Origin of the sequence: Actinacidiphila glaucinigra, assembly GCF_900188405.1 — a bacterium.
In the GTDB taxonomy this organism is placed as follows: Bacteria; Actinomycetota; Actinomycetes; order Streptomycetales; family Streptomycetaceae; genus Actinacidiphila; species Actinacidiphila glaucinigra.
On sequence record NZ_FZOF01000030.1, the window covers coordinates 25469 to 40969 of the forward strand.

A 15501-nucleotide genomic window follows, 5' to 3' on the forward strand; every position below is an offset into this window, starting at 1 on the left:
TCAGTGCAGGTCGGCCCGTTCGGCGGTGTCGTCAAGGAAGCCGCCCGACTGGTGCTGCCACAGCTTGGCGTAGGCGCCGTCCTCCGCGAGCAGCTCCTGGTGGGTGCCCTGCTCGACGATGCGTCCGCGGTCCAGGACGACCAGCCGGTCCATGCCGGCGACCGTGCTGAGCCTGTGCGCCACCACGAGCGCCGTCCGCCCCTCCATGAGCCGCCACAGGGCCTCCTGGACGAGGATCTCGCTCTCCGAGTCCAGCGCGCTGGTCGCCTCGTCGAGCAGCAGGATCGGGGCGTCGCGCAGGATCGCCCTGGCGAGCGCGACCCGCTGCCGCTGTCCGCCGGAGAGCTTGAGCCCGCGTTCGCCGACCATGGTGTCGAAGCCGGCGGGCAGCGCGTCCGCGAACTCCGTGACGTGGGCGGCCTTGGCCGCGCGGCGGATCTCGCCCTCGGTGGCGTCCGGGCGGGCGAAGGCGATGTTGTCCCGCAGTGAGCGGTGGAACATCGCCGGGTCCTGCGGCACGTAGGAGATCAGGCCGCGCAGGTCGGCCTGGCGCAGCCGGCTGATGTCCTGCCCGCCGATGAGGATCCGGCCGCCGTCGATGTCGTTCATGCGCAGCAGCAGCCGGGTGAGGGTGGTCTTGCCGCCCCCGGAGCGGCCGACCAGCCCGACCCTGGCACCGCTGGGCACGGCCAGGTCGAGCCCCTCGAAGAGCGGCTGCGCGCCCCCGTGGGCGAAGGTCACGTGCTCGAAGCGGACACCGGCGCCCTGGGACCGCAGCGGCTCCGGCGCGGGCGGGTCGAGCACGGTGGGCGGGTTCAGCAGCAGTTCGGTGAACTGCGCGGCCTCCGTCATCGAGCTCTCCAGACGGCGGTAGATCTGGTTGAACTCGAACATGATCCGCGTCGCGTTGGAGTAGTAGGTGAAGGCCACCACGACCGCCTCCACGCCGTGCGTGCCCGCGCCGAGCGTGACCGCGAGCAGCAGGCCGAGCGCGTTGGTGAGCACGGACAGCGGTGCGACCAGGGTGTCGATGCGCAGGTTCCCGTAGTCCCACGACTTGAGCGTGAGCCTGCGCGACTCGGCGACGCGGGAGCGGTGCTCGGCGGCCTCGCGCTCCTCGGCGGCGAACGCCCGGACGGTGTCCATGTTCATCAGGCTGTCGGCGACGTGCCCGGACACCCGGGCGATCGCCTCCTCGCGCCGGCGGACGAGCGCCTGGCGCCGGCGGATGAGGGGCGCCACGCACAGCGCGGTCACCGCGATCATCACCAAGAGGCCGACCACCAGCAGCGGTTCGTAGGCCCACAGCACCACCGACCCGAACAGCAGCGGTACGAAGCTGCCCAGGACGTTGAAGGTCAGCGTGTCGACGAACTCCTCGAAGCGCGAGGCGAAGCTCAGCACCCGCTTGGTGAGCGACCCGGCGAAGTTGTCGTGGAAGAACGCCGCGTCCTTGGCGAACAGCTCGTCCATGCCGACCACGTAGAGGTGCTCGATGCCGAGGGCGTCGAGGCGGTTCAGGCAGTGCAGGCCGATCCGCCACAGTGTCTCCGCGAGCAGCAGTACGCCGGCGAAGACCAGGACGTAGGGAAGGGTCGCCCCGAGGCCGGGGGCGGTGCCGTCGACGAAGCCGCCGACGAGCTTCGCGACGACCAGCGGGGCCACGTAGTTGATGCCGATGTTGCCGAGGGCCGGCGACAGCATCGCCGGAAGCGTCAGCCACCGAAGCCGGGACAGCTCCCTTCCGTAGTGACGAAGCGCCAGGAGCACCGGGCCCCTGGCCGGCCGGAACCTGTCTGTTTCAGGCGATCCCATCTTCACCCTGCGGTGTCGTGCGGCGATGGCCGCGTGCTTCTCCGGGGGTACCGCTGCCGCCGTGGCGGTGCGGCACTGCGTTCGGGCCGGCGGCCCGCGCGGCTCGCGCCGCTGCCGCCGTGCGATGAGTGGGCGGTCCGGATGTCGCAGTGTCCCGCGGCGACACGTGCGGAGTCCAAGCGTTTTCCGGTCCGGCGGCACGGCGCACGGAGGCTTCCCGGCGCACGGACAAGGCCCTCGGCGGCCGTGGGGCGGCGCGGCCCCGCACGGGGGGCGGCCGGTCGGCGCCGCCACGCTCGGTCCGCGCCTCATGTGCCGCACAACGCAACCAGCGGGTTTGTCATGAATGACAAACCCGCTGGTCAGCACCGTCGGGACGACAGGATTTGAACCTGCGACCCCTTGACCCCCAGTCAAGTGCGCTACCAAGCTGCGCCACGTCCCGGTGTCGGCTCGTACCGGGTTTCCCACCCGGCCGACCGCGCACGAGAACAATACCGCACGTCGTCGGGTGCTCGCTCGCACCATTCCCGCACCACGTGCGGCGCCGCCGGGGCGGGGTACCCGGCCCCGGATGAGTAGCCGTACTCATGTGGCGCGGGCCGCGGCGGCCGATGCTTCAGGCATGGCGAATCCGATCCAGCAGCAGAACACGGCGGCCTACTCGGCGCAGGCCGCGATCTCGTTCGCCGTCGCCCTCGGGGCGATGGTCGTGGGCATCGCCTACCTGCCGGTCGGCCCGTGGGTGCGGGCCTTCCTGGCGGTGGGGCTGCTCTATGTGGTGACCTCGGCGTTCACGCTCGCCAAGGTCGTCCGCGACCGGCAGGAGGCCGGCCAGGTGACGAGCCGGGTGGACCAGGCGCGGCTGGACAAGCTGCTGTCCGAGCACGACCCGTTCAAGGTCGACGGGGTGTAGCCGACTCGTCGCCCAGCAGGTAGCGCGCGCCGGGCCCCCGGGCGGCGGCGGTGTCGTCCGGGTTGTACAGGGCGCACTTGCGCAGGGAGAGGCAGCCGCAGCCGATGCAGCCGGTGAGGTTGCCCTTGAGCCGTTCCAGCTCCGCGATCTGCTCGTCGATGCGGCGGGTCCAGGTGCGGGCGACGGCGTTCCACTCGGCGGCGCTGGGGGCGCGGTCCTCCGGGAGCCGGGCGAGGGCGGCGCCGGCCTCCTCCAGCGACAGGCCGACCCGCTGGGCGGCCCGGATGAAGGCGACGCGGCGCAGCGTCGCACGGGGGTAGCGGCGCTGCCCGCCGGCGGTCCGCTCGGAGCGGATGAGGCCGAGGTCCTCGTAGTAGCGCAGGGCCGAGGTGGCGAGACCGCTGCGCGCGGCGAGCTCGCCGATGGCCAGGCGGTCGCGGCGCGGTGCGGGGTCGCTCATGGGGCCGAGCGTACCGCTTGACCTCAAGCGGACTTGAAGTTGCACCCTCGACCCATGACTCCGACCAGTGCGGACACCGCGTACGGATACGACGACCTCCGGCGGCTGATGTCGCTCATGACCGGCGACGAGAAGCACGGGCCCGCCGCCACCTCCACCCTCGACGTGCTGTGGGTGCTCTACGACCGCGTGCTGCGGGTGACCCCGCAGACCGCGGAGGACACCGGCCGGGACCGGTTCCTGCTCTCCAAGGGCCACGGCCCGATGGCGTACTACGCGGTGCTCGCCGCCAAGGGCTTCGTCCCGCAGGAGTGGCTGCCGGGCTTCGGCTCCTTCGGCTCGCCGCTCGGCCTCCACCCGGACCGGGTGCTCGTGCCGGGGGCCGAGATCGGCTCAGGCTCGCTCGGCCACGGACTGCCGATCGCGGTGGGCAGCGCCCTGGGGCTGCGGGCGCAGGGCCTGACCGACGCCGCGGTGTGGGTGCTGGTCGGCGACGCCGAACTGGACGAGGGCAGCAACCACGAGGCCGTCGCCTTCGCCGGCGCCATGGGGCTGGAGGGCCTTCACGTCGTCGCCGTCGACAACACCTCCGCCACCTACCGGCGCCCGGGAGGTCCCGCCTCGCTGTTCGCGGGCGAGGGCTGGTCCGTGACGAGCGTGGACGGCCGCGACCACGAGGCGCTGTACGAGGCGTTCACCGCGCCGCACCCCGGACGGCCGCACGCCGTCGTCGCCCGAGTCGAGCCCAAGCGGTGACCACCGCCCCGAGCCGAGGAGACCTTCCGATGGACACCATGCGTGACCGCTTCACCGCCGTCGCCGGCCGCCTGCTGGACGAGGACCCCAGGCTGGCCGTCGTGCTGGCGGTCATCTCCGGGGAGCGCTTCACGGACGCCGCCCGCCGCCACCCCGACCGGGTGATCGACGTGGGCATCCGCGAGCAGCTGCTGGTCAGCGTCGCGGGCGGGCTGGCGCTGGCCGGGCTGCGGCCGATCGTCCACACCTTCTGCAGCTTCCTGGTGGAACGCCCCTTCGAGCAGGTCAAGCTGGACCTGGGGCACCAGGGCGCGGGCGCGGTGCTGGTCAGTTCGGGCGGCTCGTACGACATCGCCGCGGGGGGCCGTACCCACCAGGCCCCCGGCGACGTCGCCCTGCTGGACACCCTGGACGGCTGGACCGTGCACGTGCCCGGCCACCCGGACGAGGCCGAGGCCCTGATCCGGCACGCGGCGGCCGACGCCGACAACCGGGTCTACGTACGGCTCAGCGAGCAGTTCAACCGCAGCGCGCGGCCCGTCTCGCCGGGCCGGTTCCGGGTGCTGCGCGAGGGCCGGGCGGGCGTGGTGGTCGCCGTGGGACCGCTCCTGGACGCCGCGCTGGAGGCGGTCGCGGACCTGGACGTCACCGTGCTGTACGCCTCCACGGTGCGCCCCTTCGACGCGGCCGGGCTGCGGGCGGCCGTGGCGGGCACGGACGCGGCGGACGTGGTGCTGGTCGAGCCGTACCTGGCGGGCACGTCGGCGTCGTTCGCCGCCGAGGCGCTGCTCGACCGGCCGCACCGTGTCCTCGCGCTGGGCACCGCCCGGGAGGAGCTGCGCCGGTACGGCACCTGGCAGGAGCACGTGGCGGCGCACGGCCTGGACGCCGCCGGTCTGCGGGCGCGGATCGGGGGCTTCCTGGCGGGCTCCCGCCGCCCGGTGGGCCTCGCGGGCTCGGGCGTCGGCTAGCTCCAGGGCAGTTCCGCGCGGTGCCGCCAGTACGCCGGGGCCGGTTCGGCCAGAGCGGTCAGCCGGGCCAGTTGCTCCGCGTCGAGCCCGACGGATGCGGCCCGAACGTTGGCGGTGACCTGGCCGGTGGTGGCGGCGCCGGAGAGCACGACGCCGGCCCAGGGGCGGCGCAGGACCGCGGCGAGGGCCACCGCGTCCGGCGTCGCCCCGGTCTGGGCGGCCACCTCGGCGAGGGGGGAGTCGGGATCGGCCGTCGCCAGGCGGCCGTTGGCCATGGCCTCCTTGACGATCACGGTCAGTCCGGCGTCGTGGGCCTCGGCCAGGGCGGGTCCCGCGGAGGGCTCCATCAGGTTGTAGGTGGCCTGCACGACGGTGAACAGGCGCCGTCCTTCCACCGTCACCTTCAGCGCCGCGCGGATCGCCTCGGCCTGCAGCGGACCGCTGGTGGACAGTCCGACGGCCACCCCGTCGGCCGCCAGCCGGGCGAGGCGTGCGTGCAGGTCGCGGTCGGCGAGGGCCGGGCTGTCCGGGGTGACGGAGTGGATCTGGTAGAGGTCGAGGCGGTCGCCGAGCAGGGCGCGGGTCTCGGCGATCTGCCGGTCGTAGGTGGCGGCGCTGTGGTCCTTGACCTCGTGCACCTCGGCGTCGGCCCGCCAGCCGGCCGTGTAGGTGTAACCCCATTTGCTGCCGATCAGCACGTCGGCGGCCTCGGGGTGGGCGTCCAGCCAGCTCGCGAGGAACTCCTCGGCCAGGCCGTAGGAGCGGGCCGCGTCGAAGTAGCGGATGCCGAGCGCGTAGGCGGTGTCGAGGACGGCGTGGGCGCGGTCGCGCATCGCCTCGACGGTGCGGTCGGCGGGCAGGTCGGCGGCGCGGCCGAGGTCGATGTAGGCGGGGCGGCCGACGGCGGCGAGGCCGAGACCCAGCCGCGGCAGGGGGGCGGTGACGAGTCGTTCGAAGGGCACGGTCGCCACCGTACTCCCGGTGGAGTACGCCGATCCGGTGCCTGAGGCGGACGTCGCGAGTGATCACCGGAATGCATAGTGGGAGCGTCACACCCGTCGTCCCCGTCCGAGGATCACGCATGCGATTCGCCCTGCCCAGGACCTGGCGCACACGGCGCCGGCTGGCGGCCGGTGCCGCCGCCCTCGCCCTGCTCGCCGGTGGCGGCGTCGTCACCCTCGCGACGGCCGACTCCCCCGCACCCGTGCGCCGGCAGGACCGGGTCTTCTCCCTGCCCGAGGCACCGGGCAGCGCCGCGAAGGTGCGGATCGACACCTCCTACTTCACCTCCGGCGGGTCGGCGCCGCGCCCGGCGGTGCTGCTCGCGCACGGATTCGGCGGCAGCAAGGACGACATGAGGGCCCAGGCCGAGTCCCTCGCCCGCAGCGGCTACGCCGTGCTGACCTGGTCCGCGCGGGGCTTCGGCGACTCCGGTGGGCGGATCGGGCTCAACTCCCCCGACGCGGAGGTCGCCGACGTCTCGCGGCTCGTCGACTGGCTGGGCCGGCGCCCCGAGGTGCTGCGCGACGGCCGGGACGACCCGCGGGTCGGCGTCGCGGGGGCCTCGTACGGCGGGGCCATCTCGCTGCTGGCCGCCGGGTACGACCGGCGGGTCGACGCCATCGTGCCCGCGATCACCTGGTGGGACCTGGGCGAAGCGCTGTTCCCGCAGGGCGTGTTCAAGAAGCTGTGGGCGGGGATCTTCTTCTCCACGGGCTCGCGCGGCGCCACGTGCGGCTTCACCGCCGAACTGTGCGCGATGTACGACCGGTCGGCCGTCGCCGGCCGCCCGGACGCCGCGACGCTGCAACTGCTGACGCGCTCCAGCCCCTCCTCGGTGGCCGGCCGCATCAAGGTGCCGACCCTGGTGGTGCAGGGCCAGAACGACTCCCTCTTCCCGCTGGACCAGGGCGATGCCATCGCGCGGGCCGTCGCCGCGAACGGCGCGCCCGTGGCCGTCGACTGGTTCTCCGGCGGGCACGACGGCGGCGACCAGGAGACGTCCCGGATCGAGGCGCGCACCACGGCATGGTTCGACCGCTGGCTGAAGCGGGACAAGGCGGCCGACACCGGGCCCGCGTTCCGCGTCACCCGGACCGGAGGCGTCGACACCACCGACGGCAGGGCGGTGCGCCGCGGCGCGGACGCGGACGCGTACCCGGGGCTCGGGGGCACGCGGAGCCGGACGGTCCCGCTCGGCGGTCGCGCGCAGACGGTGGCCAACCCCGCCGGCGGCAGCCCGCCCGCGATCTCGGCGGTGCCCGGTGTGGGCGCGCTCTCCCAGCTCTCCGACCTGGGCCAGGGGCTCTCGCTGTCGCTGGACTTCCCCGGCCAGCGCGCCGCTTTCGACTCGGCGCCGCTGACCTCGTCGCTGCGGCTGACGGGCGCCGCCACGACGCGGGTCACCGTCGGGACGGACGCGCCCGCGGGCGCGGTGCTCTTCGCGAAGCTCTACGACGTGGCCCCCGGCGGCAACGAGACGCTGCCGCACCAGCTGGTCGCGCCGCTGCGGGTCGCGGGGGACGGCACGGTGTCGGTGCGGCTGCCCGTCGTGGACCACGAGTTCGCCGCCGGCCACCGGCTGCGGCTGGTCCTGTCCACCACCGACCTCGGTTACGCCTCCCCCGTCGCGGCCGCCACGTACCGGGTGTCCCTGCCCGCGGGCGCCGCGCTGACCGTGCCGACCGACCCGGGGCTGGCCACCGGTCAGGGCGCGCTGCCCGCCTGGGTGTGGCTGCTGCCGGTCGGCGCGCTCGCGCTGGCGGCGGCGCTGCTGCTGACCGGCCGCCGCCGGGCGGGCGCGGTGCGGCAGGCGCCGGACCCGGCCCTCGCGGACGTGCCCCTGGAGATCTCCGGGCTGTCCAAGCGGTACCACGGCGCGGCGGACCGCTACGCAGTGCGGGAGTTGTCGTTCCGGGTCGAGCGGGGCCAGGTGCTGGGGCTTCTCGGCCCCAACGGCGCGGGCAAGACGACCACGATGCGCATGATGATGGGCCTCATCCGGCCCGACGCGGGCAGCATCCGCGTGTTCGGACACGCGATCCGGCCGGGTGCGCCCGTGCTGTCCCGGGTGGGGGCCTTCGTGGAGGGCGCGGGGTTCCTGCCGCATCTGACGGGGCGGGCCAACCTGGAGCTGTACTGGCGGGCGACGGGCCGGCCGGCGGCCGACGCCCACGTCGAGGAGGCCCTGGAGATCGCGGGCCTCGGCGAGGCCCTGGAGCGCGCGGTGCGCACGTACTCGCAGGGCATGCGGCAGCGGCTCGCCATCGCGCAGGCCATGCTCGGCCTGCCCGACCTGCTGATCCTCGACGAGCCGACCAACGGGCTCGACCCGCCGCAGATCCGCGAGATGCGCGACGTGGTGCGGCGCTACGCGGCCGCCGGCCGTACCGTCCTCGTCTCCAGCCACCTGCTGTCGGAGGTCGAGCAGAGCTGCACGCACCTGGTCGTCATGGACAAGGGGCGGCTCGTCGCAGCCGGTCCGGTCGGCGAGATCGCCGGGGGCGGGCAGGCGCTCTTCGTCGGCGCGCCGGGCATGGCCGCCGAGCAGCGGGAGGCGGTCGCCGCGAAGCTGTCGGCGCTGCCCGGCGTCGAGGCGGCCGAGCCCGCGGACGGCGGGCTGCTCGTACGGCCGGGCGGGATGACCGTGCCGGAACTGCTGTCCGAACTCCTGCGGCTCGACGTGCCGGTGGAGCGGGTCGGCCCGCACCGCCGCCTGGAGGACGCGTTCCTGACCCTGATCGGAGGCCCCGCGTGACCGAGACCCTGGAACTGGCCGAAGGGTACCGTCCGGGCCGCACGCTCCCGCTGCGGGTCGAGGCGGTACGGCAGTTGCTGCGGCGCCGCACGCTCGTCGCGTTCGCCGTCGTGCTCGGCCTGCCCGTGATCGTGTGGGCGGCCTTCGCCATCGGCGGCACCCCGCGGGGCCGGAACTCCGGCCCGACGATGATGGACGTGGCCACCGCCTCCGGCGTCAACTTCTCGCTGGCGGTGCTCTTCGTCTCCTCCGGCTTCCTGCTGACCATCCCGGTCGCCCTGTTCTTCGGCGACACGATCGCCTCGGAGGCCAACTGGTCCTCCCTGCGGTACCTGCTGGCCGCCCCGGTGCCCCGCGCCCGGCTGCTCGCCTCCAAGGCGCTGGTGTCCCTGGTCTTCAGCGCGGCCGCCGTGCTGGCGCTGCCCGCGGTGGCGCTCGGCGTCGGCACGCTCGCCTACGGCTGGGGCGACCTGGAGCTCACCACGGCCGGCGCGCTGCCCCCGGGCACCGCGACGGGCCGGCTCGCGATCGCCGCCCTGTACGTCTTCGTGGGGCAACTGGCCGTCGCGGGCTTCGCCCTCTGGCTGTCCACGCTCACCGACGCGCCGCTGGGGGCGGTCGGCGGGGCCGTGGGTGTCGCGATCCTCTCCAACATCCTGGACGCGATCACGGCGCTGGGCTCGCTGCGGGACGTCCTGCCGACGCACTGGCAGTACGCCTGGATCGACGCGCTCCAGCCGAGGCTGGAGTGGTCGGGCATGCTCAAGGGCACGTCGGTGTCGCTGTCCTTCGCGGTGGTGTTCGTCGCGCTGGCCTTCCGCGGCTTCCGCGGGAAGGACATCGTGTCCTGAGGGGCGGGACCGGGATCCGAGGGCGGTGGAGGGTGGAGGAGCCGGAGTACGGCGTGCTGCTGACCGGTGCCGGTGAGGCGGACCGGAAGCTGGACGTCGTGCGGGCGCTTCGGTCCGTGACGGGGCTGAGCGCCTGGCGCAGCAGTCGGCTCCTGGACTCCGTACCGCTCATGGTTATGGAGGATGTTTCGCTGGGGGTGGCCGAGGACGCCGCGCGGCTGCTCGAGGCGGCCGGAGCCGGTGCCCGGGTGCGCTGCACATGGAGCGGGTGCGTCTTCGCCCCCGGATCCGGCCCCGGTGGCGAGCAGCCGTGCACGCCTCCCGACTGGTCGGCGGAGGGCTGCCCGCCGGCACGCCGCGCCCTCCGCCGCTGAGCCGTCACACCGGGCTGCCCACCGCCCCGACGGGCGGCGCCGGGGCTTCGGCGGACGGGTCGGCGCCCCAGGCCGCGGCGCACAGTGCGCGGGAGAGTTCGTCGGAGTAGACGGCGGCGGCGAGCCAGGCGAGGGCGAAGCGTTCGGTGTCGGCGGGCAGGAGGCGGCCGAAGGCGTCGCGGCCGCGGTCGGCCGCGGCGCGGTGGAGGTCGTCGATCAGGTCCGCGGCGGTCGGCAGGGCGGCGCGGCGCAGGCGCCTGGTGTCGGGGGACGAACTCGTGGGCAGGGCGAGGACCCGGCGGCCGCCGGAGGCGGCCTGGTGGACGCGGCGGAGCAGAAGATGGACCGGGGCCTCGTCGGGCGCGTCGGGGGCCGGCAGGGGGACCGCCGCTGCGCCGGCGGGGAGGTCGGCGCGCTGCAGGCGGTCCAGGCCGGTGTCGACGCGGGCCTCGGGGTCGGCCGGGTGGCTGGTGGCCAGCAGCAGCGCGCGGGGGTGCGGGGCGGGGTCGAGCCGGGCGATGACACGCAGCCGGGTGCCCGGCGCGTCCGCGAGCAGCCGCAGGTTGTCGCGGTGGGGCAGCGCGGGGTGGTCGTGCGCGGCGGCGAGCCGGATCGTCAGGTCGCCGCACCGGGCGAGGAGGCAGTCGCCGCCGGCCTCGCGGACGGTGCCGACGAGGGTGACGTCGAGGAAGAGCAGGCCGTCGCCGGCGCCGAGGGCGCGCACGGCCTGCTCGGCGACGGGCACCCGCCACAGGCGGTCCAGGGGCTCGGCCGTCCAGGCGGCGCCGGATGCCCGTACGGCGCGGACGGCGGCGCCCGCGCCGAGCCGGCCGGTGGGCGAGACCGTCGCGCCGGACACGGCCAGGCCCGCGCGGGAGAGTTCGCGGTGGGTGAGGGCGGTGTCGCCGATGCGCACGGCCCGGTCGGCGGCGCCCGTCGCTCGGCCGGGGCCGCCGGGGGCGACGTCGGAGACGGTGCAGAGGCGGCCGTCGGCGTCCGTCGTCCAGGTGACGGCGCCAGCGTAGCCGCTCGCGGTGAGGACCGGCTCGGAGAACAGCCCGTACAGCCGCAGCGAGCCGTCGGGGGTGTACGGCTGCCGGGCGGTGCCGCGTACGGCGGCCAGCTCGGTGCCGTTGGCGTGGGGCACGCGGTGCGCGGTGCCGAGGAGTTCGCGGAGCGCGGCCACCAGGTCGGCGAGGCGGTGTCCGGGGTCTGCGGCGCGGGCGGCGCGCAGCCGGGTGACGACGGAGACCGCCGCGGCCGCGGCGCGGGGCAGTCCGGCCAGCCGGGCGGAGTGCGCCGCCCTGAGCAGTTCGGCCTGGACGACTGCGCCGGAGCCGTCGATGCCCGCGTCGAGGGCGGCGGCGCCCGCGGCGCGCAGGGCGCCGGCGGCGGCCCGCTGCTCCGGGGTGGCGGTCTCGGGCTCGGCTGCGGGCGCCGTCTCCCCCTCGGGCTCCGGCAGGGCTCCTTCGGCTGCCGTTCCGGGGGCCTCGGCGACGGGTGCGGCCGACGCTGCGGCGGCGCGGTGCAGGCAGTCCGGGGCGAGCAGGCAGCCGCAGCGGACGTCCGCGGCCCGGGTCACCGTGCCGCCGGGGGCGAGGAGTTCGAGGTCGGTGTCGTCGTCGACGGAGATCCGCACGATGTCGCCGTCGACGACGACCGGGCGGGCCTCGAGCTTGGCCACGGAGGCGTCGAGGCGCTTGCGCAGCCGCGGCGAGAGGGCCTCGACGAGTTCCGCGGTCACGGCGGGCGCGACCGGGGGTAGTTGCCGGCTCATGTGATCTTCTCCCCTACCCAGCGGGCGAGTTCGAGGGGGCTGAGGGCGGCGACCGGCATGCCCGCGGCGACGAGCTGCCCGGCGACGCCGGTGGAGTAGCGGGGGCGCCCGGCGTCGTCGAGGCTGGCGCAGCCCAGGACGTGGCAGCCGGCTCCGACCAGGGCGCGGACCTCGGCCAGGAGGCCGCCGAGCGGATACCCCTCCTCGAAGTCGCTGACGACCACGACGAGGGTGCGGGAGGGCACGGTCACCAGCTCGCGGGCGTGCCGCAGCCCGGCGGCGATGTGGGTGCCGCCGCCGACGCTCACCTCCAGGAGGAGGGAGAGCGGGTCCGCCACGTGGTCGGTGAGGTCGATGACCTCGGTGGAGAACGCCAGGAAGTGCGTGGACAGGGTGGGCACCCCGGCCAGGACGGAGGCGGTGAGCGCGGCCCAGATCGTGGAGGCCTCCATGGACCCCGACACGTCCGTCACCAGGATCAGCCGCCAGTCGGCGGCCCGTTGCGCCCGGGCGCGGAAGACCGGACGCTCCGGGATCACCTGGACGGTGCCGTCGGGCGCGCGGCGCGCGGTGGCCAGGTTGGCGCGCAGCGTACGGGGCAGGTCGAGGCCGCCGCCGGGGCGCCGGCTGGGTCGCGGCAGGGCTGTGCCGTGCAGCGCCGGGCGCAGCCGGGTGGCGAGTTGGCGGGTGAGTGCCTCGACCAGGCGCCGTACGAGCGGGCGCAGCGCGGCCAGCCGGGCCTCCGGCAGTCCGCCCGCGTGGCGCAGGACGGTGCGCAGCAGGTCGACGGAGGGGCGCACGCTGTCGGGGTCGAGTTCGGCGACCACGTCCTTGCGGCCGGACGCGGCGGCGGTCGCCAGCACCTCCTCGCGGATGCCGGGCCCGAACAGCGCCGCAAGCTCCTCGGACCACTCGCGCACCCCGGGGTAGGGCGCCTCACGGCCACCGCGGTCGCCCGCCGCGCCGTGGCCGCCGAGGTCGCCGCGGCTGCCCTCGCCCCGGCCGTTGCCGTACAGCTCGTCCAGCGCGGTGGCCAGGGCGGCGGCGGAGGGCGGCAGACGGTCGCCCCGGCGGCCCAGCACGAGGCGCCACCGGGCGGCGGGCGCGAGGGTGCGGGCCGCGGCGGGGTCCTCGCCCGGCCCACCGGGGGTGGTGGCGGACCGTTGTGTGCCCGGCGACGCCGGGCCGACCGGGCCCGCGACGCCGTCGACCGCCGGGCCCGCCGTCCCACCCTCGCGGGTGGTGGCATGGACGGCAGCTACGAACCCGGTACCTGAGGCACTGCCGGCGGAGGTGGCCGGCCCTGCGGTCGGGCCATGGCGGCGACCGGTCGCGTCGGGGGTGACGGCACCGTGCGACACACCCGGCGACGCCATGGCAGCCTGCTCGTGCGTGGCGGCCGGCTCCGCGGGAACCACCGCTGCCGTGGCGGCCGTCGGCGCCGCCTCGGACCGCTCGCGAGGGAGCAGGGCGAGCCGGGCCAGGGCCGCGCGGGCGGCGAGGTCGGCGCGGGTCCAGGTGGCGAGGGCGACCGGGTCGACGCCCGCGGTGTCGGCGATGCCCTCGGCGTCCAGGCGTTCCTCGACGGCGGCCAGGAGGCGGTCGCGGGCGGCGGGGCTGAGGGTGTCGAAGCCGCCGCGAAGGGCCGGGAGCCGGGAGAGGAACGCCCGGTCGGGCAGGTCGCCGACGCGGTCGAGCAGGGGTTCCAGCGCGGGCGGGGCCGCCTCCAGCAGCGGGCCGGCCGCCGTCAGCAGCCCGGTCAGCCGGGCGGTGAGGGCGGCGCGGGAGTCGGGGTCGCCCGCCGCGTCGACCCAGGACGCGGCACGGGCGCCGAGGGTCTCGGCCGTCTCGTGCCCGAGGAGGACCCGGACGGCGCCCGCCGCGCCGCGCATGAGCGGGGAGCCGTCCGCGGCGAGCCGTGCGAGCGCGTCGGTGAGCCGGACGCCGCCCAGGAGGTCGGCGCGGTGGGCGAGTTCGAGCAGCGCGTGCGCGTCGGCGGGGTCCTCGGAGCCGGTGAGGCCGTCCACCTGGCGGACCGCCGCCGCGGTCAGCAGCCCGGCGACGGCGGTGACGCGGGCGGCGCGGGCCTCGTCGGCGCCGAGCCCGGCGATGTGCCCGGCCCGAACCCGGTCCAGCAGGGCGAGTCCCGCGAGGAGTTCGGGAAGGGTGCCGGAGGCGGGAAGCACCTCGCCGGTCTCGGCGAGGCGTTCCCCGGCGAGCGCGGGCAGCCCGCACTCCGCGGCCTGGGCCAGTCCGGCGAGGGTCTGCGCCGCCGTGGGGCCGCCCTCGTCCGTCTCCTGGCGGCGCCGCTCGCGCAGTACGCCTTCGGCGGCCTGGAGGGCGGTGACGCCGCGGACCCCGGCGGCGGTGAGCATGGCCGCGGTGGCGGGTGTCCAGCGGACCTCCCATCGGGTGGTGAGGCCCTCGGTGCCGGCCGCTCCCCTGACGTCCGTCGGTTCGGCGTAGGGCACGCCGCACACGGTGAGCCTGCGCAGCAGGAGTTCGCGGCGGCGGTCGAGATCGGAGCGGAGCGGGTCCAGCCGCAGGTCCCGGGCGTCGGCCGGGGCCGCGGCGTCCGGGCCGGGGGCGGGCAGGCCCAGTGCGGCCAGTTCCGCCTCGACGGCGGGGGCGAGGCCGCTGCGCGGCGCGCCGGGCGCGGGGCGGCCGCCGCGGGTGCCGACCAGCACGCGTTCCATGGCACGCGCCACTGCCCGTCCGCGGCCGTACGGCTCCCCCTGGGCCAGCACGGTCTGCACCGCCTCGACGAGCTCTCCCCGGCCGGCCGCGGGCAGCCCGCGGAGCCGGGCGAGGTCACCGGCGAGCCGGCTGATCTCGCGCGCGTCGGCGGGGCCCGATGGGTGCCCCTGGGAGCGCAGTTCGGCGCAGATGCGGACTGCGGCCCGGGTCAGCACCTCGTCGAGGGCTCCGGGGTCGCCGGCCGCCTCCAGCACCATGTGCTGCCACTCGGGGTCTCGGATGCCCGCCGGATAGCCGGAGCGCTCGTCCAGCAGCGGGTACGCGTAGGGGATCAGGGAGGTCGTCCAGGCCGCGCCGCCCTGCGGTGCGTGCGGTGCGTCCGGGGCTTCCGGCTCGTCCTCGGGGGCGGTGCCCCGCGGCCACAGACCGGCCGGGACGAGGGCCGGCGCGTGGAAGGCGCCGACGACGACGGCCACGCGGCGGCCGTCCGCGACGGCCTCGGCGACGCGGGCCCGCATCCACTGCTCGCGGCGCAGGTCGAGGGCGGGGACGCCGGCGCCCTCGGCGGTGTCCCGGCGCAGCGCCCAGCCCGTCAGGAGCGCGGCACGGCGAAGGGCTTCGGGCGGCGAGCCCGGGGCGGTGGCCTCGACGAGGCGGTCCCACAGGTCGTCGCCGGGGCGGCCGGTGAGCCGGGCGCGCAGAGCGGTGTGGAGCCCGGGCCGTGGGTCGGCCGCCGGGGCCGTCGTGCGTCCGGCGTCCCAGGCGCGGTCGGCGAGCGGCAGGTCGCAGGCGACGACGGGGACGCCGCACCGCGCCGCCCAGCGGACGGCGGCGAGTTCGGGCGAGAAGTCGGCGAAGGGGTAGAAGGCGGGGCCGCCGCCCCCGTCGCCGGGGGCGGCGGCGAGGGCGACGGGGGCCCGGGTGTCCTCGTGGGCGAGCCAGGGCAGCCACTCCTGCATCTCGCCGGGGAGTTCGACGAGCAGCACGTCGGGCTCGGCCCCGTCGAGCAGGGCGGGCAGCGCGGCCGCCAGAGACGGGGCGTGGTGCCGTACGCCGACGAGGTAGGGCGCCGACGGGTCGGTGAGGACCGCGGCGGCCTCGTCCGGGGTGAGGGGCAGGGACACGGG

At 76.2% G+C, this 15501-nt stretch carries 11 protein-coding genes and 1 tRNA gene; 6 read left to right on the plus strand and 6 right to left on the minus strand.

Features of this window, described 5'->3' with window-relative positions:
- Together CHF15_RS36635 and CHF15_RS36640 are read right to left on the minus strand one after the other, a co-directional pair.
- Nucleotides 1–1704 carry an ABC transporter ATP-binding protein gene (locus CHF15_RS36635; RefSeq protein WP_179280121.1) on the minus strand — a complete coding sequence of 568 codons (1704 nt, stop codon included), beginning with the start codon at nt 1702–1704 and terminating at the stop codon, nt 1–3.
- Nucleotides 1705–2186: 482 nt separating this feature from the next.
- Nucleotides 2187–2260 (minus strand) — tRNA-Pro (locus tag CHF15_RS36640).
- Nucleotides 2261–2440: 180 nt separating this feature from the next.
- Between CHF15_RS36640 and CHF15_RS36645 the strand changes: the two genes are divergently transcribed.
- Nucleotides 2441–2731, plus strand: a complete 291-nt coding sequence (locus CHF15_RS36645) for a YiaA/YiaB family inner membrane protein (protein ID WP_026251357.1) — start codon at nt 2441–2443, stop codon at nt 2729–2731.
- Here CHF15_RS36645 and soxR read toward each other — a convergent pair.
- A complete protein-coding gene (soxR, locus tag CHF15_RS36650; RefSeq protein ID WP_089228257.1) occupies nt 2712–3191 on the minus strand; it encodes a redox-sensitive transcriptional activator SoxR in 480 nt (159 codons plus the stop codon). The genes CHF15_RS36645 and soxR overlap by 20 nt on opposite strands.
- Before the next feature lie 54 nt (nt 3192–3245).
- On the opposite strand from soxR, the gene CHF15_RS36655 reads away from it, so the two are divergent.
- Together CHF15_RS36655 and CHF15_RS36660 are read left to right on the plus strand one after the other, a co-directional pair.
- On the plus strand, nt 3246–3947 hold the full coding sequence (locus tag CHF15_RS36655; protein WP_089228258.1) for a thiamine pyrophosphate-dependent enzyme: 702 nt from the start codon (nt 3246–3248) through the stop codon (nt 3945–3947).
- 29 nt (nt 3948–3976) lie between these two features.
- Nucleotides 3977–4918 carry a transketolase family protein gene (locus CHF15_RS36660; RefSeq protein WP_089228259.1) on the plus strand — a complete coding sequence of 314 codons (942 nt, stop codon included), beginning with the start codon at nt 3977–3979 and terminating at the stop codon, nt 4916–4918.
- On the opposite strand, the gene CHF15_RS36665 is transcribed toward CHF15_RS36660, so the two are convergent.
- Nucleotides 4915–5880, minus strand: a complete 966-nt coding sequence (locus tag CHF15_RS36665; protein ID WP_089228322.1) for an aldo/keto reductase — start codon at nt 5878–5880, stop codon at nt 4915–4917. The two genes, CHF15_RS36660 and CHF15_RS36665, sit on opposite strands and share 4 nt — an antisense overlap.
- Before the next feature lie 119 nt (nt 5881–5999).
- Here CHF15_RS36665 and CHF15_RS36670 point away from each other — a divergent pair, with 119 nt between their 5' ends.
- The 3 genes from CHF15_RS36670 to CHF15_RS36680 are packed head-to-tail and all read left to right on the plus strand — an operon-like array spanning nt 6000 to nt 9900.
- Entirely contained in the window at nt 6000–8675 is a 2676-nt protein-coding gene (locus CHF15_RS36670) for an alpha/beta fold hydrolase (RefSeq protein ID WP_089228260.1), read from the plus strand.
- Nucleotides 8672–9526, plus strand: a complete 855-nt coding sequence (locus tag CHF15_RS36675; protein ID WP_089228261.1) for an ABC transporter permease — start codon at nt 8672–8674, stop codon at nt 9524–9526. The genes CHF15_RS36670 and CHF15_RS36675 overlap by 4 nt, the downstream gene beginning before the upstream one ends.
- A gap of 32 nt (nt 9527–9558) precedes the next feature.
- A complete protein-coding gene (locus CHF15_RS36680; protein ID WP_179280122.1) occupies nt 9559–9900 on the plus strand; it encodes a ribosomal protein L7/L12 in 342 nt (113 codons plus the stop codon).
- Between the two features lie 4 nt (nt 9901–9904).
- Here CHF15_RS36680 and CHF15_RS36685 read toward each other — a convergent pair whose 3' ends face one another.
- Both CHF15_RS36685 and CHF15_RS36690 read right to left on the minus strand, forming a co-directional pair.
- The gene (locus CHF15_RS36685) at nt 9905–11677 is read right to left on the minus strand and encodes a hypothetical protein (RefSeq protein WP_089228263.1); all 1773 of its coding nucleotides are present in this window, start codon (nt 11675–11677) and stop codon (nt 9905–9907) included.
- The gene (locus tag CHF15_RS36690; RefSeq protein WP_089228264.1) at nt 11674–15498 is read right to left on the minus strand and encodes a vWA domain-containing protein; all 3825 of its coding nucleotides are present in this window, start codon (nt 15496–15498) and stop codon (nt 11674–11676) included. Before CHF15_RS36690 ends, CHF15_RS36685 begins: the two co-directional genes overlap by 4 nt.
- Nucleotides 15499–15501: the final 3 nt, after the last annotated feature.

Bases quoted from the DNA above. Each gene is read 5' to 3' on its own strand.
- soxR (WP_089228257.1), bottom strand. From the start codon at position 3,191: ATGAGCGACCCCGCACCGCGCCGCGACCGCCTGGCCATCGGCGAGCTC.
- CHF15_RS36645 (WP_026251357.1), top strand. From the start codon at position 2,441: ATGGCGAATCCGATCCAGCAGCAGAACACGGCGGCCTACTCGGCGCAG.
- CHF15_RS36635 (WP_179280121.1), bottom strand. From the start codon at position 1,704: ATGCTGTCGCCGGCCCTCGGCAACATCGGCATCAACTACGTGGCCCCG.
- CHF15_RS36655 (WP_089228258.1), top strand. From the start codon at position 3,246: ATGACTCCGACCAGTGCGGACACCGCGTACGGATACGACGACCTCCGG.
- CHF15_RS36685 (WP_089228263.1), bottom strand. From the start codon at position 11,677: ATGAGCCGGCAACTACCCCCGGTCGCGCCCGCCGTGACCGCGGAACTC.
- CHF15_RS36670 (WP_089228260.1), top strand. From the start codon at position 6,000: ATGCGATTCGCCCTGCCCAGGACCTGGCGCACACGGCGCCGGCTGGCG.
- CHF15_RS36660 (WP_089228259.1), top strand. From the start codon at position 3,977: ATGGACACCATGCGTGACCGCTTCACCGCCGTCGCCGGCCGCCTGCTG.